Below are 22,865 nucleotides of genomic sequence, written 5' to 3' on the forward strand. Positions count from 1 at the left end.
AAAACGGTAGGCATGTAGATGAAACCTGAGCCGATGCAAAATGTTGAGACAAGAAATGAGCAAGCGTTGAAAACGCTGAACCGGGCAATTTCCTTCTCGGAAAACCAATTTGCCCTGATCGTAGTGCGTTGTAATTATAGGCAATTGCGCGATCGCGTTGCTTACCAGTTACAGCAACAATCTGATCTCTCCATTTCTACTCTTCACCTGCCAGAAACCGCAAAAACTTTGTATACAACGATCCATGCAGCGATCGCTCAGGGTGGGCCAGGAGATGGACGAAAATCGCTTCAATGTCTGATGTTGTTTGGGTTGGAATCTCTGATTGAGCTTGACGAAGTGTTAACGGCAACGAATTTAGTCCGCAATGAACTCCGCAAGCAGTTTTCGTTTCCGATTGTGTTGTGGGTGAATAATGAAGTGCTGCGTAAATTGAAGTCTCTCGCCTTGGATCTATACAGTTGGGCAGGAATGGCAGAAATTTGCTTTGAAATGCCAGCTTTTGAACTCGAGCGATCGCTGAAAATTCATGCAGACAGGCTATTTAGCTCCATTTTGGATCTGGGTGATGAGTCTTTCTTAGCCAATTGGAAGCTCACATCTCCTAACAACTTGCTGCGTCAAAGTGAGTTAAAGTGCGCGATCGCTGATCTTCATACCAGCAACTTTTCCATCCAGCCCGACCTGCAAGCCAGCTTAGATTTTCTGTTAGGACAAGATGCCCACGCTCGCAGCGAAATGCAAGCTGCCTATACCCTCTATGAACGCAGCCTCAACTTTTGGCTCTCCCGCATTCCGGCTCATCCCTCTTCTTCCTCTCCCCAGTTCCTTCCCATTCCCTATCCTGAACGAGCCGCCTGTCTTCTCTTCTACTTGGGGTGGTGGTGGCGCTACTATGCCGTGCTACAGCGTTCGGTTTATTACGATGCCTGTGAGCAAGCCCATGACTACTTTCGCCGTAGCTTGCTTCTGTTTGCTGAAGAAAACCGCCAAGATTTAGTTGCCCGATTTATTATGGCTCAAGCAGAAACGCTGCAAAAGCTCAGACGATGGGATGCACTGGAAGAAGTTGCAAAACAAGGGCTAATTCTGCACAAGCTTTATAAAGATCCTGTCCGGTTAGCGCGAGACTACGGCTTTTTGGCAGAGGCATCGCTGGAACGGGCTGATTGGAAATTGGCGAGAGAACAGGTTAGTACGGCGTTAGAGATATTGGAAACAGTAGAAGCTGAGCTTCACACGGATGGACATCCTCCCGAACCTCATTTGGAACAAAGCCTGACTTTGGCGCATCGTTATCACTCAGGATGGTATTTATTTTTGCTTGCCAGATCTGAAAAAGCTTTAGGTAATTTAGAAGCTGCCATCTATTACCTGGAAACGGCTCGCGATCGCAGTCATCCCGAAAGTAATCCACCGCTTTACATCCAGATTCTGCGCCACCTACGCCACTACTATTTTGCTAAAGGAGAGTATCTGTTAGCGTTTCGCACTCGCCAAGCCCGACGGCTGTTAGAACATCAGTATGGCTATCGCGCCTTTGTGGGAGCGTTGCGCTTGCAGCCTCAGCAGTATCAAGCGATCTCCCCTTTTCCGCTGCCGCCTCAAATTGATCAGAAGTTACTGTTAGCTCAGGAAATTTCTGCGTCGGGTCGCCAACAGGATGTGAAACAGATTACTGATCGCCTCAACTATGCCAAAAACAAGCTGATCGTGATTCATGGAAATTCAGGAGTAGGCAAAAGTTCCATTGTTCAGGCTGGGTTAATCCCCATGTTGATGGACTACGCGATCGAAGGACGGGTCACGATCCCCATCCTTTTAGAAATTTATACGGATTGGCAGGTCGCTCTAGAAAAAATTCTGATTACGGTGCAGCAGGAGGCAGTTAGCAGTGAAGTAACCTCCGATCTCCCTACCCTTACGATTCTGTCTCGCCTCTCTTCCCTGACTACGACCCATCTCCGCTTGCCCGTTTTGATCTTCGACCAGTTTGAAGAATTCTTTTTTGCCTACGAAACAGTCCAATCGCGTTTGCCCTTCTATCGATTTCTACGCGACTGTCTAAATATGCCGTTTGTTAAAGTTGTGCTGTCCTTGCGAGAGGATTATCTCCATTACCTGCTGGAATTTCAACGCTTGACCAATCTGGAAATCATCGACAACGATATTCTTTCCAAAGAGATTCTGTATCCCTTGGGGGACTTCACTCCAGAGGATGCCAAAATGGTGATCAAAAATTTGACGCGCAATGCCCAGTTTTATCTGCCAGATGACCTGATTGATGCGTTGGTCAAAGATTTGGCAGGCGACGTGGGTGAAGTACGACCGATTGAACTTCAGGTGGTCGGTGCCCAATTGCAAACAGAAGATATTGACACGCTAGAGAAATATCGGCAGAAGGGTCCTAAAGAAAAATTGGTGCAGCGATCGCTCGAAGATGTTGTCAAAGATTGTGGCTCCGAAAACGAAGAACTCGCCCGGATTATCTTGTTTTTGTTGACTAATGAAAAAGAGACTCGCCTGCTCAAAAACCGCGACGACTTAGAAGCCGATTTGGTTGACTTGGGTTTGATCACTCATCTTGCTGATCTCGACTTGGTGCTAGAAGTGCTGGTCGGTTCGGGTCTAATTTTTCTGATTCCTGACTCTCCCGTCAATCGCTACCAAATTGTTCACGATTACCTTGTCACCTTCATTCGCAATCAGCAAATTGAGAGTGTGATTTCTTTGAAAACAGAGTTGGAAAATGAACGAAATGAACGGAAAAATTTAGAGAAAAGCATTGTCTCGTTGAAACAACGGCGTGATCAAATTAGCCTAGATATTCAAAGCTTGACTCAAGAACTTGCTCTCACATTAAACCTGTTTGCAAAGGCTAACAATCAAGAGTCTAGTAATCCGCCAGAATAGCGTAAAAATTGTTGGTGCCCGTTTTTAAGACATAATTTCGCAGTTTCTGCGTAGAACACGCCCTAACAACGTTTGGCTGAGCTTTTGGCTCAAGCTCGCAGGTCGAAAGCTCACATCGAAGCCTGAAACATAACACCTGTTTGTGTGAATCTAGTTTGGAAATATTTTGTCAAAATAGGCAAGAAGTTGCTCCTCCCTGAGTTGCTTGATTGGTATTTGGGAATGCTGACAAGGAAACCCTTGATCAGAAATAATAGTAATCAAGATAGAAATGGATACAGATTTTAGGCGGAGCTGCTTAACTGATATTCTGCAAACACAGTTAAAGTAAGCTAGCTGGATCAACACAACGCTAGCGATCGCAGCCTTATAGATTATTCATTGCAATGTTCTAATATTCAACCCCTTCGACTGAACTATGACCACTTCACCACAGCATCTATCGGAGAAAATTCAGCAGGATAGCGCTACAGATTTAGCTATCGAAGCGACCGTTGTAACCATTGAAGCGGAAAATATCGTTGGGGAAAGTTTGCAAACCATTGCCGATCCGACTAGTGAAACGATTGAGGTTGCTACTGTTGCTGAATTGGAAACTGCTGAATCAGAAACCCACCCAGAGTCTCCTCAAAATGGACAGACCACGCAGCCTCAAGTAGGGGCTTTAGTTACTCGTCAAGGGAGCTTTGGAGCCTACCTTGCTCCCTTAACGAAAGATGGCTTTAAAGAAGCAGTTAGTGGCGTGCACCAAAAGCTAGAGGTAATGAGCAACACGCTCTCGCTACTAGATAATTTGCTGGATGCACAAGGCTTTGATGCCATCTTGGACGACATGCTGCGTTCCATCACCCTCAAAACTGGGGAATTACTAAACGCCGATCGCACCACAATTTTTTTGTTAGATGAAGAGAAACATGAGCTTTGGGCGATCGTTGCCAAAGACGAGCTAGGCAACAATTTAGAACTGCGGATTCCCACCAATGTAGGCATCGCTGGCGAAGTAGCAAGCAGTAAAGAAAAAGTCAAAATTGACTACGATTTTTACGACGATCCCCGTTCCGAAGCTGCCAAAAAACTTGATCAAAAGAACCACTATCGCACCTACACAATGTTGGCTTTGCCGCTCTTAAATCAAGATGGCAGATTGGTCGCAGTGGTGCAGCTTCTCAACAAACTCAAACCACACTACGATCTCCACGGAACCCTAGAGGAAAAAATCGATCGACAGGGCTTTACGGATGAGGATGAGCGAGTTTTTGAAGAATTTGCCCCATCCATTCGGCTAATTATTGAAGCCTCCCGTTCCTTTTACCGCGCTACCCAACGCCAACGAGCCGCATCAGCCTTGATGAATGCTGTGAAATCTCTCAGTAAAGGCAGTTTGGATCTAGAAGAAACCTTGAAAAACGTGATGTATCAGGCAAAAGAACTGATGCAAGCCGATCGCAGTACCCTATGGCTAATTGACGAAGAGCGTCAGCAACTCTGGACGAAGGTTCCCATTGGCGGTGAACTGAAAGAACTGCGGATTCCTAGGGATGCCGGTTTTGCGGGTCAGGTGGCTACCACAGGCGAACCCCTGCTGATCCCGTTTGATTTGTACAATCATCCCAACTCTCAAACTTCAAAAGACACCGATCCAAAAACGGGCTATCGCACCTGCAGTATGTTGTGTATGCCTGTTTTCAATGGCGATGGTGCTTTGATTGGCGTGACTCAGCTAGTCAACAAACTGAAGCAGGGCGACTACCCTGAGTATGACCCGGTGAACTACCCAGAAGCGCCAGACCGCTGGAAGGCTAGCTTTAATCAGAGTGATCAAGAATTCATGCAAGCCTTTAATATTCAGGCGGGTGTGGCGTTGCAAAATGCCAAGCTGTTTGAAACGGTGAAACAGCAAGAGCAAATGCAAAAAGACATTTTGCGATCGCTTTCTAATGGAGTTATTTCCACTGATAAAAATGGCAATATCATTACCGCCAACGACAGCGCCAGAGAACTGTTGGGCTTAAACGAAGGCACTTTGTTGGAAGGCAACCATGTTCAATCACTGATTCGCCTCAAAAAAGGCGACTTTGATAAGTGGATTGGCAACGCCCTAGAACCTAAAGACGAGAAGAGCCGGGAGCAGTATTATCCTGACCAAACCCTAGAATGCATGGGCGGCTCGGCGGAAGAACACAGCATCAACTTGTCAATCAACACCATCACCGATGCCAAAGACCGTTCCAAAGCCTCTGGCATTCTGGTCGTCATGGAAGACATTAGCGATGAAAAGCGGATGAAAACCACCATGTATCGCTACATGACTCAAGAGTTGGCTGAACAGCTGATGGCAAATCCTGATGCTGCCAAAATGGGCGGCGATCGCAAAGCCGTTTCCGTATTGTTTTCCGACATTCGCAGCTACACCAGCCTCACAGAAAACCTGAAGGCGGAGCAAGTAGTAGAAATGCTCAACGAGTATTTTGAATCTATGGTAGATGCGGTTTTCACCTTTAAAGGCACCCTGGACAAGTATATTGGTGATGCAATCATGGCAGTGTTTGGCTCACCTTTGCCCCTAGCTGACCACGAGTGGATGGCGGTTCAATCGGCTTTAGAAATGCGCCAACGGTTGCTGGCATTCAACATTAACCGCACAGAGAAGAATCAAGATATCATTCGCATTGGTATTGGCATCAACTCAGATACGGTGATTAGCGGCAATATTGGCTCTAGTAAGCGGATGGAGTTTACCGCGATCGGCGATGGGGTTAACCTTGGCTCTCGCTTGGAAAGCGCCAGCAAAATTTACGGCACCGATATTATCATTAGCGGCAATACCTACAAACCCTGCGCAGATCGCATCCGAGCACGGGAGCTAGACTACATCCGGGTGAAGGGCAAAGACCAACCCGTCGAAGTCTATGAGTTAATTGGATACCAGGACGATCCCATCTCAGATGAGCGTCAGCGCTTGATTGATTACTATCACAAAGGTCGAGAACATTTTAGAACGCGAGATTTTCCAATGGCAATGGCCGCGTTTGGGCAAGTTCTCAGCCTAGATAAAAATAACAAAGCTGCCAGTCTACACCTAGAGCGTTGCCAAAAGTGCCTGCAAGATCCGCCGCAGGACGATTGGGATGGCTCGTGGACATTGACCGAGAAATAGGCAGCTTGAAAAGTAGGCAACCTTGAGCGAATGGCTTCCCCTACCTACAGAAGATGGATCTTTTACCTTCTTCTCTAAAACGTTTAATGAAGCGTTTCACAGTCGCTTTGGTGCCAAGCAGGAGGCATTCCTCAAATTTGCCCAAGCAACGGATTTAGCAGATAGGGCGGCGCAACCATCAATTTGCCTGCTGGATGTGTGTTACGGGCTGGGATATAACACCGCTGCCGCTTTAGAAGTGATTTGGACGGTGAACCCTGACTGTCATGTGACACTCTATGCCTTAGAGTTAGACATCACCGTGCCTCAAGCCGCGATCGCCCCTCCTTTGATCGACATCTGGTCACCTCCAATTCAAGACATCTTGACAGCGATCGCACAACAGCATCACTACATTACTGCAAATCTCAATGCTACCCTGCTGGTTGGCGATGCGCGCCGAACCATTCAGCAACTTCACCCGATAAACTTTCAAGCGGATGCGATCTTTTTTGACCCGTTCTCACCGCGTCGTTGTCCGCAACTGTGGACGGTAGAATTCTTCACCTTGGTTGCCCAGTGTCTGATCTCCACTGGCAAACTAGCGACCTATTCTCGTTCTGCATCCGTGCGCGCGGCGATGCTAGAAGCAGGCTTGAAAATCGGCACAATCCCTTTGGGAGTGGGCCATCAGCTTAACGACTGGTCTCACGGCACGGTTGGCAGCTTTCAACCACCGCCCCATTCCCTTTCTCAGTTAGAACAGGAGCACTTGCAAACCCGCGCGGCGATTCCCTATCGCGATCGCACCCTCAGCGACTCAGCCGAAACCATTTTGCAGCGCCAGACCCAGGAACAACAGCAGTCTCAGCTGGAATCTACTTCCAGTTGGCGACGACGCTGGAGCCTCGACTAAAATCGGTTGACAGGTATGTAGTATGATTGTAGTATAAATAATATAGAAACAGTGCTGGATGCGGTGAATGCTGTTTCTCAGAGCGCTGTTTTAAGACATATCTGTTTCAAGGAGGCGCGATCGCCATGCCCTACGAACCCCTAGCCATCTCTACATCCACCCCTGTTTTGTCTTGGGCAAACCACGAGTTGGGTTCTCAAGAAATCAAAATGGCGAAAAATGTTGCCTCCTTGCCCTTCGTCTTCAAGCACGTAGCCCTCATGCCCGACGTGCATTTAGGAAAAGGAGCGCTAGTCGGCTCCGTCATTGCCACCAAAGATGCCATCATTCCTGCTGCCGTTGGTGTCGATATTGGTTGTGGCATGTGTGCAGTGAAAACACCCTTCACTGCTACCCAGCTAGAAGACAAACTGAAAAAAATCCGTCAGGATATTGAAGCCGTGATTCCAGTAGGTTTTAACGAAAATAAAGACGTCGAAAAAACCGTTTCAAACTGGCAGCGTTGGGCAGACTTTAAGCAACTGCATTCCGGCGTGCAAGACTTACAAGTAAAAGCAATGCGCCAGATGGGATCACTCGGTGGGGGCAATCACTTTATTGAGATTTGTCTGGACACCGAAAACCAGGTTTGGGTTATGTTGCATTCCGGTTCACGCAACATTGGCAACAAGTTAGCTCAGTGCCACATCAGCACAGGCAAAGAGTTGGCGAAATTAGCCAACAACAAGCTGCCTGATCCAGACCTTGCCTACTTTGTAGCAGGAACATCTGAATTCGATGCCTATTGGCACGATTTGCAGTGGGCGCAGAACTATGCCCGTGTGAACCGAGAAGTGATGATGGCACGGGTACAACGAATTGTTGAAAAACATCTGGCAGGCGGAAAGCCCACCAAGGCTTTACTCTCGGTCAACTGTCACCACAACTATGCTGAAAAAGAAACTCACTATGGCGAAGCAGTCTATGTCACTCGTAAAGGCGCAGTTCGTGCCCAATCGGGAGACTATGGCATTATCCCTGGCTCAATGGGTGCTAAATCCTATATTGTCCAAGGGAAGGGGAATGCTGAAAGCTATTGCTCCTGTTCTCACGGCGCAGGACGACTCATGTCTCGCACTAAGGCAAAAGGGGTTTACTCTCTGGATGACTTAATTCAGCAAACCGAAGGGGTGGAATGCCGCAAGGATGCAGGCATTTTAGATGAGATTCCAGGAGCCTATAAGCCCATCGAACAGGTTATGGCAAATCAAGCTGACTTAGTTGAAGTAGTGGCAACTCTGAAGCAAGTCGTTTGCGTCAAAGGTTAACTCAACTATCAAAATTCCCCTGTAATAAATCCTATTTGTTGCAGAGGGAATTTTTCGTTAAGTGCAGACCCACAGACCCTAATCAATTCTGAATTTTGCCCGTAATTAATCTTTAGAAGCCATCTAGCTTCATTTCGCCAGTGCTTCCGTTCAGCCTAAAAACCTAATACTGATTTAAGTCAATCAACTTCTGGCTGAGTTAACACCAGAGAGATTTAGCTGCCTGACTAAACTACACTATGCAAGCAATAGTGTTGAAGCTTGTAATCGTACAGGAATCTGCGGCGTAATGATAATGAGATGTAGCGTGGTTTATTGCATTTATGGGGCAAAACCTGACAATAGAGAGATGGGCTTTTTAAGAGAGCGATCGCGATGACAGAAATTCAGTCTGATGCTGTTCTAGAGTCAGTAAAAGCCAAGTTATCTCAAGCGCCTGAACAAGTTGTAGAAGAAACTATTCGGCAAGTGAAAGCGACGGATAACTGTGAGAAGGCTCTCAAAGATGTGTACTTTATGAGTGGGTTAGGCACCGATGAACGCGTATTTCGGCTGTTGAAATGTGAAGGCTACCGACCCGTTCATATTCATTGGCTGCAACCAGAGCGAGGCGAGGCGATGCAAGCCTATGCCAAACGATTAACAGCTCAGATTCATGCTGATCGCCCCATTATTGTGGGTTTGTCCTTTGGCGGCATGATGGCGGTTGAAATTGCTAAGCAGATTGAAACTGAAAAAGTAATCTTGATTTCTAGCACTAAAACTGCCTGTGAAGTTCCTCCCTATTTTCGGATGTTTCGCTGGTTCCCAATCCATCGTGTGTTTCCCTTCAAAAGTTTGCTCTGGGTAGAATATTGGATTGCCTATTGGTTTTTCAGCTTAAGTACTGTGGATGAGCGTCAGATGCTAAAAGCAATTTTGCGAGATATTGATCCACACTTTCTTAAATGGTCATTGCATCAGGTTGTGACTTGGAAAAACAATGTAATTCCTGAAAATCTCCAACATATTCATGGTTCGAGCGATCGCATTTTTTTAATGCGTTTTCTCAAGGATGTAATCAGGCTTGAGAAAGGCGGACATCTGATGGTGGTGAATCAAGCCGCCGAAATATCCACTCTATTAGAAAAAATACTGATGGGTAAGAATCTCAATTCGCCTGTGAGCTAGGGTTCTAGATTTTCCGAATAGTTTAAGGAACCTCGATCCAGACTCCACGTTGATTAGATTGATGGGCAAGATCCATCAACATTTGAGAATATAATCCTTCCTGTAATGACGGCACTAAGGATTTGCCCTGATCGATGCCCTGCACCCAGCGATCAATGATGCGAACAAAGGGAGCAATCCGTCCATCGTCCCAAGTGCGCGGAAAGGCGAGGTGATCGGGAATTTCTAGGGCTGTCAGTGTTTCTCCGGCTTGACTGCCTAGGAGTTTGAAGCCATGGACATAATCTTTTTGGTTATCACTACCCAAGATGAGTGTGCCGCGATCGCCATATACTTCCAGCCAATGTCCCCGTCCCTGATAGGTTGCTGCGCTCAGCGTCATTTGACACGGCGTACCGTCTGCTAATTCCAGCGTAATTAGGCAAACATCATCGGCATCCACCGATTTAAGCGCACCACTGCTGAGAGGATCGGGGCGTTGGGGTACAGACACGGCCAACCGAGCGTTTAGCTGCCGTATTGAACCAAACAACCAGGCAATGTAATCAAAGGCGTGGGAGCCGATCGCCCCTAATGCGCCACCACCCAACTCTTTCTGGGCATACCAGTTCCAGGGGCGAGAAGCATCTGCTCGACTAGCAACCAGCCAATCTACTTTAATCAAGCGAGGTTTTCCCACATAGCCTTCGGTCAGCAATTCTTGCAAGCGCTGCCATGCTGGAATGCAGCGAAACTCAAAATTCATTGTGGTAGTAAGTTTCTTTTCAGTAGCAAGGTTATGGAGTTCCTCTGCCTCCGCCACATTTAGGGTCGTGGGTTTTTCGAGCAGCAAATGTTTTCCCGCATTTAGTACCATTTTTGCCATTTCGTAATGCAAAAACGGCGGAGTTGAAACGCTGACTGCCTGAACCTCTGGCAAAAGTACAATTTCCTCAAGACTTTGGCACGCATGGGGAATATTGTGAGCATGAGCGATCGCTTCAGCCTTTGCTAACTCTCGGTGATAAACCGCCACAATCCGAGTCCGGTGATGTGCCTGGAACCCAGGAATGTGAACTTTTTGACCAAAACCTGTGCCAACAATAGCAACGCCAATTTCAGACTGCGACATAAAAACGGGTTTCAACAGGGGTAGGGCTTATTCTCGCACGTACCGTGCCAACTGACAGGTCAGCGCTTCCTGACCGCGCCTTAGTATGGAATGGGTTGGATATATGTTTCAGGTTTTGGCTTCAGGTCTTGGCTTTGGGTTCTGCTCCTGGCCCCTGTTCTCTATTCCCTGCTCTCTCGCTAATCGCTTCTGAAATGTAGTCGGCAGTAGCTTCTACTAGAGCGATCGCGTTTTCATACACCATCCGTGTGGGTCCTAACATGCCAACGCTGCCAACGGGCGTTGTTCCCTTGCAGTAAGTAGATGAAATCAGCGTGCAAGAGCGAATTGGCTCGAGAGGATTTTCAGAACCAATCCGAACCGTCACACGCTTACCGAATTGATCAAGGGGAGAAGGTTCAAAGATTAAGGGGATAATTTGATCTTGCTCATCTTCGAGCAGATGCACAATAGTTTGAATCTGATGCACTTCTGAAAATTCAGGTTGACGCAACACTTCTGATAAACCACTCATCATCAGTTGGGTTGGTGCAGGAGACTGAGATCGGCGCGTTATTTCGGTCAAGATATTTTTGAGGAAATCGCCGTAGCGTTGAAATTCGCGATCGAGTTCAGTCCAATCCATTTGGGTAAGTTCAGCGATCGCCCGTCCGCGCAGGTGACTATTCAAAAAGTTGGACAAAATCTGCAATTCTCGTTCCAGCAATTCCATTTCTGCTGTTGTCTTATCTTCACCGGTTGCTAGATCCAACAGAGCCGACTGAGTTTCATAGGAATCGGTGACAAAAATCAGCATTACCCGGCTGGGGTCAACTAGCACCAGTTGAATGTGATGTAACCGCGCTGTATAGGTTTGAGGCATAGTAATCAGGGCAATGTAGCCGCTGACGGTTGCCAAGATGTGGGCAGCTCCCCGCAGCATCGCTTCCAAGCTCCCATCTTCACGGGTGAGGCGATCGCTCAACAAATGGTCTATCTGAAGCGCAAAGTCACTCGATGGGGTCAGCAGCTTATCGACATAAATTCGATAGCCCGAATCTGAGGGCACTCGTCCAGCAGAAATATGGGGTTGATAAAGCAGTCCGACCTTTTCCAACATGCCCATTGAGTTGCGGATGGTGGCAGAACTAACGCTCAGGTTATAGTCTTTCATCAGCGCTTCGGAGCCAACAGGTTCCGCAGTTGCAATGTAGTGACGAACCGTTGCCCAAAGCACCTGCTGCTGACGAGTCGTAAGTTTGATGGGTGAGGACATGAGGGTAAGGCGCGAATTCTAAAGGGATTGCATCAAGGGCGATCGCACGGCTTATCGCTTATGTGTAGAACCTGATTATCAGTGAAATGCTGAATGAAAGGCGTTCTCAGCGAACTATTGTGTAGATGAGGCTGTATTCACTATAAGGGGAGAAGTTGTCGCACTGCCACCGCTAATATCTTTAGCGAACACCAGAGCCTAATATCGGGGAATGGCAGCGTCTACAACACAGGAGTAAGCATCAATGCCGCCTGTCACATTTTTTACGTTCGCAAAGCCTTGGCTCATCAGCCATTGGCACATTTGGGCAGAACGCATCCCGTGATGGCATAGCACCAACGTTTCCTGGTTGGCATCTAAGCGACTGTGAATATTGGTTGACCAATCACCATGCTGACTCAGGGGCAAGTTAACAAAGCCTTCTAGCTGAGCCAGTTCTAATTCGTGAGGTTCTCGTACATCCACAAACTGGCGATCGCCCTCTGCGACCAACAGGGTCGCCAATTCCTTAACCGTAATTTCTGGCAGCGATGTAAACATAATAGTAATGCCCTAAAAAGGTAGGGTAGCGTAGAGGAGTTTAATAACCATTTGATGCTCACGGCTACGTGAAGAACACATCAGCAGAAAAGAGAGTCAGAATCTTAACTAAACTCAAAACTATTTCCCAACATCTTTATTAGAGAAATTCCCTTTGCTCTTATTGTACTTAGCGCAACCCAACATCCTTCTTTGCTAATTCTATTTCCTGTTGGGTTTGGCTACACTCAACACCAACCTGCTAACCCATTGGGCGGAACCTAATGGAGAGACGATCTCATTCTTCACGCAGATGGTCAGCGATCGCGTTGCGAAGAGAGAAAGCGATCGAAACTGTACCGCCAAAATTTCCGGAAAAGGGATGCTGAGCTAGTGTAATTGCTTAGTGTGGAGAGTCCGAAGGCTACAGGCAAATATGCTAGTACTATAAAGTCTTACCCCATTCCTGCACATTCACGAACGGAAACGATCTATGAAACTGACCAATGCTCTCTTAATTTCACTGTGCGTTTCGGGTGTATCGCTATTTTATTTAGGCAGTGTTTCTGCAAAAGATTCTGATTCCCTCACTTCAAAGAATTCAGCATCAATTGCGCCTGCTATGACGATCTCCCTGAAACCGATCGCTCAAGCCAAGCCCAGTTTGTCAGTGTTGGCACTCGACTCCGAGGGATTACGAGTGGTGAATAAGTCTACGGGAGCAACGCGGGCGATCGCTTTTGGCACCAAGGAAGCCGATGTAGTTTCAATTCTGACGAACTTACGGGGAAAGCCCCGCAATCGCGGCGTGAATCAGGAGTGCGGTGCGGGTCCGCTTGGCTTTGCCAGTTGGGCGGATGGATTGTCCCTACAGTTTAATAAAGGTCGCTTCGCTGGATGGAAAGTCGATGGTCGGAGTCAAGGAGCCAACAAACTGACGACTATCGACGGAGTTGGCACCGGCTCAACTCGAACTCAGCTCAATAAGGCTTACACCGTAAAAGTAAGCCAGAGTTCTCTAGGAACCGAATTTTCTGCTGGTAGTCTTGGAGGTTTGTTGAGTGGGAGCAAACCCGCCGATCGCGTGACCAGTCTATGGAGCGGCATAACCTGCTTTTTCCGGTGATATAGCGTTGGTCAAAAAGTTTAGGATATGACTGTTTGATCAAATGCGTTTCGCCCGCTTGCAGATCCGACAGTTGAATGGGTTGTGCCGCACAAGCGATCGCCTTTAGTGATAGATAAGGGCGATCGCCTGAATGATGCTCTAACCCTTGACACTAACTCTAGAAACAGAAAAACTTTCAATCTGTAGAAATTCATTTGAATTCATCGAATGATGGAGTTTTGAGTTTCCTAACCTTGAACTCCCTTATTCCCTATTTTCCTCTTTCTTCCGCTGAATCACAAATTGTTTGAGCGCGGTTTGACGATTTTCCATGAAGCGGTTCCAAAAGCCTGGAATTAAGCTGTCCATTGTTCGGGCGATCGACCAAACTTCTAGTGCCATTGAATTATAAAGAGCGCGATCGCTGCGGCGCAGACGTTCAAGCCATTGATCAATATCCATATAGGAAGCCGATTCAAGCAAGTCTTTTTCAGGAATTGAATTCTCAGGCGTGGGATGAGGCATGGGAGTAAGTAATAGGTAATGCCCTATCTGCTAACAAGATTTTTAGTGACGATGTTATTTCTAGAGTAGCGACTCTGCATCTATAATGCTCTGATCACAATTAAAAAAGACAATTAAATTAGCTAAGAAATGTTTTTTGAGAATGATAAAAAAGAGGATTAAGTCTTTTAAAACTCACTCCCCTCAGATTATTTAGCACTCACGCATAGGGAATTTAGAAAAACACTCTATGCTTGTTCAAGATTCACCTTGACCACTTTTGGGCGATCGGCCTCTACTTTGGGTAAAGTTAAAGTCAAAATGCCATCTTTGAATTCGGCTTTAACTTGTTCATTTTGAACAGCATTAGGCAACGAAATTACTCGTTTGAAGCCGCCATAATGAAACTCAGAAAAAACTACCTTTTGGGTTTCTGTTTGATTTTCTGCCTTGTATTTGCCAGAGATAGAAACAGCCTCCCGGCTCACTTGAACATCCATATCTTTTGCTTCAATGCCAGGTAATTCAATCCGCAAAACTAACTCTGTTTCTGTGCTTTTGAGCTCAATCGCGGGAGTCCAATTTACCCCATTTTTTCTCAAGCTCGTCCCATGATTAGCTGGAGACAATTCATCAAATAGTTGATCAAGTTGATGACGAAGTGAGTCTACTTCTTGCCAGGGTTGCCAACGAATTAGTGTCATAATATGCTCACCTTAGAAGATTACAAGCGTCAACAAAACACCGTGTAGAGTTCTTCAGCTGACTGATTTTAAGAGCAGCCAATGCGATTAAAAAACTCTCAACGACTGTACAAATGAAGTTGTTATTGATGTCAACTTGCATTTGTTTTTCATGTTTCTAATTTAAGGTGAGGTTGACAGAATAGCATTGGGGGAAACCGACATTCAGCAGTTGGGTTTGCCGAAAATCTGTCTCCACATAAGAGAATCCGCTAAATGTTGCATAGGATACATTTTCTAGGTTGAGCGATCGCCTTAATGGAACAAACCACTTTGTATTTTTGCCAATTCAGTGGCAGGTTCCATATGCCATTTTTGGATTTTCCCACCCTGCTAATGAACTCCGTCATCTCTGTGTGAAAAGTGAAGTATGAAAGCGAAAAAAATGAACCGTCCTAGCGTATTCTTTCCCTCCCTAGCTCATCCTGTTTTTACGATCAAGCGCTTTTGGCAGATTGCAGCACTCGGAGCTATCCTAAATGCGTGCAGCAGTCCTACTCCACCGCCTCAAACCACTTCGTCCTCTCCGGCGGCAGGCACCACAGACTATACGGTAGGTCTGGTACTTGTCGGTCCTAAAAATGATGCCGGGTGGAATCAAGCGCACTACGAAGGCATGGAACAAGTTGCCAAAGATGTGGGAATTAAGCTGGAGTATGTGGATAAGGTGAATCCGGGCGATCGCCCCAATGTCACAGGTTCTCAGGTGGCTGATGACCTGATTTCTAAGGGAGCAAAACTGATCATCTTCAACTCAGACGACTTTAAGGACGATGCCCTAACAACGGCGAAAAAACATGCAGACGTGCCGATTATCCATGCCTCTGGAGACTATGCCTGGAAAGAAGGCAAAAACTTCAAAAACCAGCCCAATCTTGGCAACATCATGGGACGGATGGAATTCGGCAAGATGATGGCAGGCTGCGCCGCTGCTCTTGGCACTGAGACAGGCAAAATTGGCTATGTCGGACCCTTAATTAACGATGAAACCCGTCGCTATGTATCGGCTGCCTACTTGGGTGCTAAACACTGCTGGCAAACTTACCGCAAAAAAGATGCCAAAGATTTGCAATTTAAAGTGACTTGGATTGGCTTCTGGTTCAACATTCCAGGCAAAACCCTTGACCCCACTAAAGTTGCCGATGATTATTACAACGGTGGTTACGACGTGGTGATGTCGGGAATTGATACCCCCGAAGTGGCTGTGCAGGGCAAAAAAGCCGCAGCAGCAGGCAAAAAGGTTAAGTTTGTCCACTACGACTTGAAGGCGGGGTGCAACCTCGCTCCTGATATTTGCTTAGGTGTGCCATTCTACAATTGGGTGCCATCCTACACGACCGCTATCAAAGAGGCGATCGCGGGTAAGATGCCCAATCAGTTTGTCTGGGTGGGTCCCGACTTTAAGGATCTGAACGGTGCAAATTCTATGATCGGGTTCATGGATGGCATCGCGTTGGGCGACAAAGCCCCCCTAATGGCTGAATTTATTAAAGGAATGGGCGATGGCACGATTGACCTTTATAAAGGTCCGCTGAATTATCAAGATGGCACGCCGTTCCTCAAAGAAGGGGAAAAAGCAACCGAGCAGCAGATTTGGTATATGCCGCAACTGTTGGCTGGAATGCAAGGATCAAGCAAATAAGCGATCGCTACCTCGTCTGGCAGGTAGAGAGTACTGTTCTCAAATATCCGAACTACACCCTCATCCTAGCCCTCACCTAACGAGAGAGGGAAGTAGAAACGTGTGAAAGTCCCTCTCCTTGGGGAGAGGGATTTAGGGTGAGGGCAAAGGTGACCTGCTCCCTTTAACTTTTCCATAGTGATTTGCTCATGAACGTTGAACTGGTGAACATCTCGAAGCGGTTTGGCACGGTTCAGGCAAATGAAGATGTGTCTCTGCGGGTGTTGGCGGGTACCATTCATGGGCTATTGGGAGAGAATGGTGCAGGCAAAAGCACTCTGGTGAAAGTGCTGAGCGGATTTGTTGGACGCGATCGCGGGCAGGTGTTGCTGAACGACATCCCGGTTGAAATTCGCACGCCTGCCGATGCCATTCAGGTTGGGGTCGGCATGTTACACCAAGATCCGCTGGATTTTCCGCCCCTGTCAGTTTTAGATAACTTTATGGCAGGCAGACCCAGTGGACTGTTTCTAAATCGTCATCAATCTGCCAAAAAACTGATCTCTCTTGCTGCCCAATTTAACTTTGACCTACATATTCACCGCCAAGTCAGTGACCTAACGGTTGGAGAGCGTCAGCAGTTGGAGATTTTGCGTTTACTCTCTTTAGGTGTGCAAACCCTGATCTTGGATGAACCGACAACGGGCATTTCGGCTGACCAAAAAACGGCTCTCTTTGCCGCAATGAAGCAACTAGCCACCGAAGGAAAATCGGTGATTTTTGTCTCTCACAAGCTAGAAGATGTGGAAGTGCTATGCAATGAAGTAACGGTGTTGCGCCACGGAAAAGTGATGGGAAATCTACCTGTTCCGGCACCTGATAGTCAGTTGATCGACCTGATGTTTGGGCAAGAATTGGCGCTGCCGTTGAAGCCGCAAACCTGCCAGCCAGCTATTGCCTTGCAGTTAACTGGCGTTCGCTTTGGGGACGATCGCCAAACGTTGGCGATCAGTGATTTGGCAGTGCATCGAGGCGAAGTCATTGGGCTGGCAGGTCTGGAAGGAAGCGGTCAACAGCTTTTGTTGTTGCTCTGTGCTGGCTTGCTTAAAGCCTCCGCAGGAACATTGCAAATTGATGATGCAAATCTGACTCATCAACCTTATAAAAACTTTTTAAAGGCTGGAGTAGGCTATTCTCCCGCTGATCGCTTGCAGGATGGGCTAGTGCGAGGACTTACTATTCACGACCATGTTGCCCTGAGAACGCCAGCCAAAGGGCTGTTTGTCGATTGGCAAAGCACGCTGGAGCAAACCCAGCAGGCGATCGCCCTGTTCAACATTCGTGGTAAAGCCGACTCAAAGGTCGAGCGCCTGTCCGGTGGTAACCAGCAGCGCACCCAGTTAGCTCTTCTTCCCGTGCCACTCAACTTGCTGCTGATGGAGCATCCCACACGCGGATTGGATATCGAATCAACGCTATGGGTCTGGCAACAGTTGATTGCTCGTTGCAAAGGCGGGACGACGATTTTGTTTATGTCGTCCGACCTGGATGAAATTATGCAATACAGCGATCGCGTGATCGTCTTCTCTAGCGGTAAAGTATCTCAGCCGATTGCGACGGCAACCCTAACTGCTGAAAAACTCGGTCAACTGATTGGCGGCAGATTTGATCCTCAGACATAACGCCCACACATAGCCTTTTCCCCTTTTCCCTAGCCCATGTCAAAATCGCTCTCCTATCAAACTGCCTCCCTTGCGATCGCCCTATTGCTGATAGCAATTTTAATTGTCCTGGCAGGCGGCTCCCCGGTTCAGGTGGTTACCAACATGGCAGTGGGGGCGTTTGGCACCCCCGATCGCATCGCACGAGTGGTGGCAACGTTAGTCCCGTTGCTGCTGTGTACGAGTGGGCTATTGTTTACCTTCACGGCTGGACTCTATAACTTGGGCATCGAAGGACAAATCGCTTTTGGGGCGATCGCGGCAACGGCTGTGATGCGGTTCACTCAAGATAGTTTGCCGCCCGGATTTGTCATTGTGTTGGCGATTCTTGTGGGTGGCTTGGGTGGCATGCTGTGGGGCATCTTGGCAGGTGTGCTGAATGTTTATGGACGGGTTAACGAAATTTTTGCGGGATTGGGGCTGAACTTTGTTGCGGATGGATTAGCACTTTATCTGGTTTTTGGTCCCTGGAAGAAGGAAGGCGTCGCTTCCATGAGCGGCACGGAGCCGTTTCCAGAGTCGCTGTCGTTGCCCACGATCGCCAATACGGATGCAAGTCCCATCGCGCTATTGATCGCGATCGCGGCGGTCATTCTGACTCTCATTACTCTACGGGGCACCTATTTTGGCTTACAGCTTCGAGCCGTAGGGCAAAATCTCCGAGCCTCCTACGTGCTGGGCATTCCCTCGATTCGGCAACTGCTGAGCGCTTTCGCGATCTGCGGTGGCTTCGCAGGCATTGCTGGAGCCTTGCAGGTTCTTACCGTCTACCATCGCCTCATTCCCGGCATTTCCAGCAATCTCGGCTTTTTATCGCTCCTGATTGCCATGCTCATTGGCATGAACGTTTGGCTCATTCTTCCAGTCGCGCTGTTTTTCAGCGCATTAAACGTGGGCAGTTTGCAGTTGCCCCTCGCCCTTGACTTAGAATCTTCCCTGTCCGGAGTGATTCAAGGAATGCTGGTGCTGTTCATCCTACTGGGGCGCGGCTTGAGCGAAACGAACCTGTTGGTGAAATGGCGCGATCGCGTTTTCAAGTGAAAGGGGTAATCGCCAAAAACTACGGAATAAAAAGACGACCAGTGCCCATCCAGTTTTCAATATCCAACAAGATTGCGAGCATACGGTCAACACAACGATTTCGATAGACTCGATCTACTAAAAATCGATCAGCATCTCCAATTGTAATGACGGGAAAAGCATCCGCTGTGTTTTCTTCTCGGAGAACCTGCTCTAAGGATTCTTCACCCTTCATACTGCGGTTAGCTGTGAGCAAAATCATCTGATTTTCCTGAGCAATTCGCCAAACAACGCGATCGTTGCTGTCAATCGAGAGATTCATCTCTTTAAAGGTCACAAAACGAATAGGAAGTAGCTCTAACCATCCTTGACTCGCGATATTGCCGAATAAAATCTCTGCCTGTCCTCCCAAATTGTGATCAATCAGAAAATTCATGCTTCTAGATCATGTTTGGCTTTTTGCTCTCGGAGCTTTGCCCAAAGCGCCTCTTGCTCTGGTTTAGGCGGCATCGCTGCAATTTGGGTAAAGCGTTCACGATTGCGCTCCTCCCAATACTGCCGATTTTCCTCAGCCTGCTTTAGAACAACTTGATATTCTGCTTCGACTTCAACACGATTTGCCTCAATGTAGGATAAAGCAGCGTTAATTTGTTCTTCTGTCAAATCCAATAGGGAGCGGATAAACTTCGAGGGATACTGAGCCGTCACATAGTCCATCACATCGTAGAGGGTGATGCGCGTTCCTGAAATGGTCAGCCCCCGCTCTGTATGAATGATGGCTGTCTGCTGGTGGGATATTGAAGTCATATCCATAGCCTCTAAAACTGCCTAGGAAACAACGATATCGTACCTCACAAGTCTGCGATCGCGTTTTCAAGTGAAGGGGTGATCAGGCTCTAGATGTTTCCATTGGTGCAAGGATATAGGGCAATGCTGAAAATTTTGGATTATCCCTCAACAAAGCCGACCCTTGTCTAAGCGATCGCGTCTAAAACTCAACTTTCGCCTTCAAGTCTGACGCACTAACGTCAAACCGCAGCGGCGGCAGACAACCTCGAACCAAGCACGAGTGACTTTTGAGCATCTGCTGCCATGAAGTGTTTGGCTGATTACCAGCACAGCTAAAATTATGGAAGAAAAATCTTAAGAGCAGCATCTGTTAAAAGCTGCTTTTGGTCATCTATTTCGGTTTGTGCCCATCTTGTCTTTGCACCTATTTCTTGGGTCAACAAAACAGAAGACTTTTGATAAAGCGGTGTTTTACTCGTAAATGAATCATTCCCGCCTAAAGTATTTTGGGCTGGATCCATAATTGTTAAGTTCCCAAGTGTATTTTTAAGTGGCTCAAGATTAGAGTCTAAAACTGAATTACCCGCATTACGTGGATACATATGTTCAATAGATGTTCCTGCAAAGTCATAAACCCTACTTTTATCAGTACAAACAGGCGTTCCTGTCGCACCATTTTTGTACCATTGATAATGGTATTCGACTGTCATAAGAAAATATTTAAGTGGTTTGTTTCCACCAGAATCTTTGTACTCAAGCATATTAAGAGCATTCATAAATGTTGAATCTATAGCCTTTGTACTGATTAGATTTTGCAATTTTGCTTTTAGACCAGAGATATTATAAGAATTCGGATCCTGCCTGATAGCTAGTGACTCTTGATAGTAAACTCCCTTCAATGGTGTTGCGTGCTGATTACATATTAATTTGTATCTGAAAAAAGTTCTTTCGATCATCTGAACTATTTCGGAGAATAACCGATGGTCAAGTTTAGCCGCTGCAAGAAATAAAGGAATTGATAGGTCATGTCTAAGTTCAACTAAAAGAATATTTAAGCGACTTCTATCCCAGCCAGTGACAGGCTGCTGTTCGGGATATAACCACTGACCTTGTAGGAGCTTTCTACACTTGAGAATATCCTCATAGATGTTCTTTACCGTTTCATGAATCTGCTGTGCATGGTGCAGTGTTAGGCTAATCTGCTGATTTTGAGGAAAGAATTTATCGAGAAACATGTCAAACAAAGCATTTTGCTGAGGCCTAATTCCCTGACAGGACTCGTAAATCCAATTGAGATAATTCTTGGTATCAGTAGGAGGATCAGCTAGTATTTCGTCCCACATTTTTTCAACAGCGTCCTGTTGTTGATTAAAACCTTCTAAAAGCTCTAATGTTTTAGCTCTTAGCAAGTCACCATCCGTTAGATTAGTACCTCTATCGTTAATGACCTGAAAAAGTCGAAATGCATCGTCTCGACTGCCAGTTACCATATGGAGAATAGTAAAATCATTATCCAGAATATTTTGAACTATTTCAAGATCGTCAATTTTGTTTTCAATCCTAGTATGAGAATCAATGATTGACTTAATAGTGTTGTTTAGGGAATTATAAGCATGTAAAATTTTATTATGAGAATCCCTTGAAGCGGAAGGATTCATGCAACGAATTAATTCTTTATAAAAAGATTGATCGGCTCTAGAAAGTTCTAAAACCTCAACAGGAGTAACCACTCTCTGGACTTCTTGGCTAAATTCTATAAAACGTTCAGATAACTTCTCTATTCTTCCTTTTATAATTGCTTCATTAGCAGCATCGCTTGAGGTACTCGCTTCTACCTTTAATTCTTTATAGGTTTTTAATAAGCAAGAAACCAACAAAGTAAATGTTGCAATTCTTTGTTGTCCATCAATGATTTCATATTTATAGCTACAGACAACAGTGTTAGGACACAGCATCTTTCAGGACCGACTCCATTGCTTGCCGTAAAGAACTAAAGCTAGACAAGCGGTTGCGAATACGACTTTTCAGCCAGGCCCAACACTTTTCAATCCGATTGAAATCTGGAGAATAAGCGGGTAAATATAACAACCGACACCCTACCGACTCCACCAATTGAGCAACCCGTCCCCCATGATGAAACGTGGCATTGTCGAGAATCAAAACCTTCCCAGGCTTAAGCGTTGGCAGCAAACACGTTTCTAGCCAGATTTCAAACACGACTCGATTACAAGAGCCATTCACGGTAAAAGCAGCACTCAGTTGGTGCTCACAGTAAGCCGCAATCATATTGATTCGTTGACCCCGTCGCCCTGACTTGAGTGCTTCAAATCGCACACCGGGTTCACACCAACCATATCCATAATCCTCTCGCTCATCCATTCCCGATTCATCGATGTACACCCGGTCGGATAAAGACACTTTGGCTAGCTGCTCTAGGAACTCTGCTCGTTTGTGCTCATCGCGTTCAAGGTAGCCATAGGTCTTTTTTTTCGACTCAAGCCGAGTTTGTGTAACGCCCTGGAAATTGTGCGAACACTGAGTTGGTCTTGCCACAACTCGACCATTTGCGCTTGGGTTTTGCCCCCATGCTGCTTGGCAAATTTGGCAAACTTGTCCCAATCGGTGATTTTGCTGGTGGTTCGATGGGGACGAGTTGTTTTGGCTTGGTAGTCTCCAGTTTCCTTCTGTCGCTTCAGCCATAGATTGATCGTGTTGCGACTGAGTTGAAACACTTGGGCGGCTTCACTCTGCTTCATGCCGTCTAATTGGATGGCATTGATCACCTTTTGTCGCAAGTCGTAACTGTACGCTTTTGCCATAGATGCACTCACCCTCCTATAGCTGGGGATACCTCTCAGTCTATGTCCTATTGGTCCTGGCAATAGCTATATCCCTCATATGTCACTCTAGTTAAAGTAAAATCCAGGCAAAACGCTGAAAGTCTTTCACCGACTGCTGTCTGGTATATACGCTTCATTGTCAAATGTTTTGAAATATCGGAAATAAGCTGCGTATGCTAAGACTCAAGCCGT

At 46.7% G+C, this 22,865-nt stretch carries 18 protein-coding genes; 9 read left to right on the top strand and 9 right to left on the bottom strand.

All coding sequences use genetic code 11. The annotated features are described in order from the left end of the window. Positions 1-18 precede the first annotated feature (18 nt). The 5 genes from JOY44_RS11640 (at position 19) to JOY44_RS11660 (ending at position 9,442) form a co-directional block, all read left to right on the top strand. Positions 19-2,913 carry a hypothetical protein gene (locus tag JOY44_RS11640; protein WP_171573935.1) on the top strand — a complete coding sequence of 965 codons (2,895 nt, stop codon included), beginning with the start codon at positions 19-21 and terminating at the stop codon, positions 2,911-2,913. 418 nt (positions 2,914-3,331) lie between these two features. Further along, the gene (locus JOY44_RS11645; protein WP_171573936.1) at positions 3,332-6,070 is read left to right on the top strand and encodes an adenylate/guanylate cyclase domain-containing protein; all 2,739 of its coding nucleotides are present in this window, start codon (positions 3,332-3,334) and stop codon (positions 6,068-6,070) included. A gap of 22 nt (positions 6,071-6,092) precedes the next feature. Then, complete coding sequence (locus JOY44_RS11650; RefSeq protein WP_171573937.1) at positions 6,093-6,965, top strand: tRNA (5-methylaminomethyl-2-thiouridine)(34)-methyltransferase MnmD; 873 nt, start codon at positions 6,093-6,095, stop codon at positions 6,963-6,965. 125 nt (positions 6,966-7,090) lie between these two features. Next, entirely contained in the window at positions 7,091-8,272 is a 1,182-nt protein-coding gene (locus JOY44_RS11655) for an RtcB family protein (RefSeq protein WP_171573938.1), read from the top strand. Between the two features lie 375 nt (positions 8,273-8,647). Next, the gene (locus tag JOY44_RS11660; RefSeq protein WP_171573939.1) at positions 8,648-9,442 is read left to right on the top strand and encodes an alpha/beta hydrolase; all 795 of its coding nucleotides are present in this window, start codon (positions 8,648-8,650) and stop codon (positions 9,440-9,442) included. A gap of 22 nt (positions 9,443-9,464) precedes the next feature. Here JOY44_RS11660 and JOY44_RS11665 read toward each other — a convergent pair whose 3' ends face one another. The 3 genes from JOY44_RS11665 to JOY44_RS11675 form a co-directional block, all read right to left on the bottom strand. After that, positions 9,465-10,553 carry a Gfo/Idh/MocA family protein gene (locus JOY44_RS11665; RefSeq protein WP_171573940.1) on the bottom strand — a complete coding sequence of 363 codons (1,089 nt, stop codon included), beginning with the start codon at positions 10,551-10,553 and terminating at the stop codon, positions 9,465-9,467. A 121-nt stretch (positions 10,554-10,674) separates the two neighbouring features. After that, a complete protein-coding gene (hrcA, locus tag JOY44_RS11670; RefSeq protein WP_171573941.1) occupies positions 10,675-11,808 on the bottom strand; it encodes a heat-inducible transcriptional repressor HrcA in 1,134 nt (377 codons plus the stop codon). 198 nt (positions 11,809-12,006) lie between these two features. After that, a complete protein-coding gene (locus tag JOY44_RS11675; protein ID WP_171573942.1) occupies positions 12,007-12,348 on the bottom strand; it encodes a rhodanese-like domain-containing protein in 342 nt (113 codons plus the stop codon). A 472-nt stretch (positions 12,349-12,820) separates the two neighbouring features. Between JOY44_RS11675 and JOY44_RS11680 the strand changes: the two genes are divergently transcribed. After that, positions 12,821-13,453 (top strand): hypothetical protein, encoded by a 633-nt coding sequence (locus JOY44_RS11680; RefSeq protein ID WP_171573944.1) that lies wholly within the window; start codon positions 12,821-12,823, stop codon positions 13,451-13,453. Between the two features lie 246 nt (positions 13,454-13,699). Here the strand turns inward: JOY44_RS11680 and JOY44_RS11685 are convergent, their stop codons facing one another. Both JOY44_RS11685 and JOY44_RS11690 read right to left on the bottom strand, forming a co-directional pair. Beyond that, the gene (locus tag JOY44_RS11685; protein WP_197985207.1) at positions 13,700-13,960 is read right to left on the bottom strand and encodes a hypothetical protein; all 261 of its coding nucleotides are present in this window, start codon (positions 13,958-13,960) and stop codon (positions 13,700-13,702) included. Positions 13,961-14,187: 227 nt separating this feature from the next. Then, positions 14,188-14,643, bottom strand: a complete 456-nt coding sequence (locus tag JOY44_RS11690; RefSeq protein ID WP_171573945.1) for an Hsp20/alpha crystallin family protein — start codon at positions 14,641-14,643, stop codon at positions 14,188-14,190. Between the two features lie 409 nt (positions 14,644-15,052). Here JOY44_RS11690 and JOY44_RS11695 point away from each other — a divergent pair, with 409 nt between their 5' ends. From JOY44_RS11695 to JOY44_RS11705, 3 genes are all read left to right on the top strand, one after another. Further along, a complete protein-coding gene (locus JOY44_RS11695) occupies positions 15,053-16,324 on the top strand; it encodes a BMP family lipoprotein (RefSeq protein WP_197985215.1) in 1,272 nt (423 codons plus the stop codon). A gap of 188 nt (positions 16,325-16,512) precedes the next feature. Further along, the gene (locus JOY44_RS11700; protein ID WP_171573946.1) at positions 16,513-17,985 is read left to right on the top strand and encodes an ABC transporter ATP-binding protein; all 1,473 of its coding nucleotides are present in this window, start codon (positions 16,513-16,515) and stop codon (positions 17,983-17,985) included. Between the two features lie 36 nt (positions 17,986-18,021). After that, positions 18,022-19,065, top strand: a complete 1,044-nt coding sequence (locus tag JOY44_RS11705) for an ABC transporter permease (protein WP_171573947.1) — start codon at positions 18,022-18,024, stop codon at positions 19,063-19,065. 19 nt (positions 19,066-19,084) lie between these two features. On the opposite strand, the gene JOY44_RS11710 is transcribed toward JOY44_RS11705, so the two are convergent. The 4 genes from JOY44_RS11710 to JOY44_RS11725 all read right to left on the bottom strand — a co-directional run bounded on the left by JOY44_RS11710 (position 19,085) and on the right by JOY44_RS11725 (position 22,652). Continuing rightward, on the bottom strand, positions 19,085-19,480 hold the full coding sequence (locus JOY44_RS11710) for an ACP S-malonyltransferase (RefSeq protein WP_171573948.1): 396 nt from the start codon (positions 19,478-19,480) through the stop codon (positions 19,085-19,087). Then, complete coding sequence (locus JOY44_RS11715; protein WP_171573949.1) at positions 19,477-19,851, bottom strand: DUF433 domain-containing protein; 375 nt, start codon at positions 19,849-19,851, stop codon at positions 19,477-19,479. The genes JOY44_RS11710 and JOY44_RS11715 overlap by 4 nt, the downstream gene beginning before the upstream one ends. A 320-nt stretch (positions 19,852-20,171) precedes the next feature. Further along, positions 20,172-21,788, bottom strand: a complete 1,617-nt coding sequence (locus JOY44_RS11720; protein WP_171573950.1) for a DUF262 domain-containing protein — start codon at positions 21,786-21,788, stop codon at positions 20,172-20,174. Further along, a protein-coding gene (locus JOY44_RS11725; RefSeq protein WP_242541772.1) for an IS630 family transposase occupies positions 21,775-22,652 on the bottom strand; the annotation gives its coding sequence in 2 pieces (ribosomal slippage) (positions 21,775-22,320 and positions 22,323-22,652; 876 coding nt in all). The genes JOY44_RS11720 and JOY44_RS11725 overlap by 14 nt, the downstream gene beginning before the upstream one ends. Positions 22,653-22,865: the final 213 nt, after the last annotated feature.

It is taken from the genome of Leptolyngbya sp. Cla-17, from assembly GCF_016807185.1.
GTDB lineage: Bacteria > Cyanobacteriota > Cyanobacteriia > Leptolyngbyales > Leptolyngbyaceae > ULC077BIN1.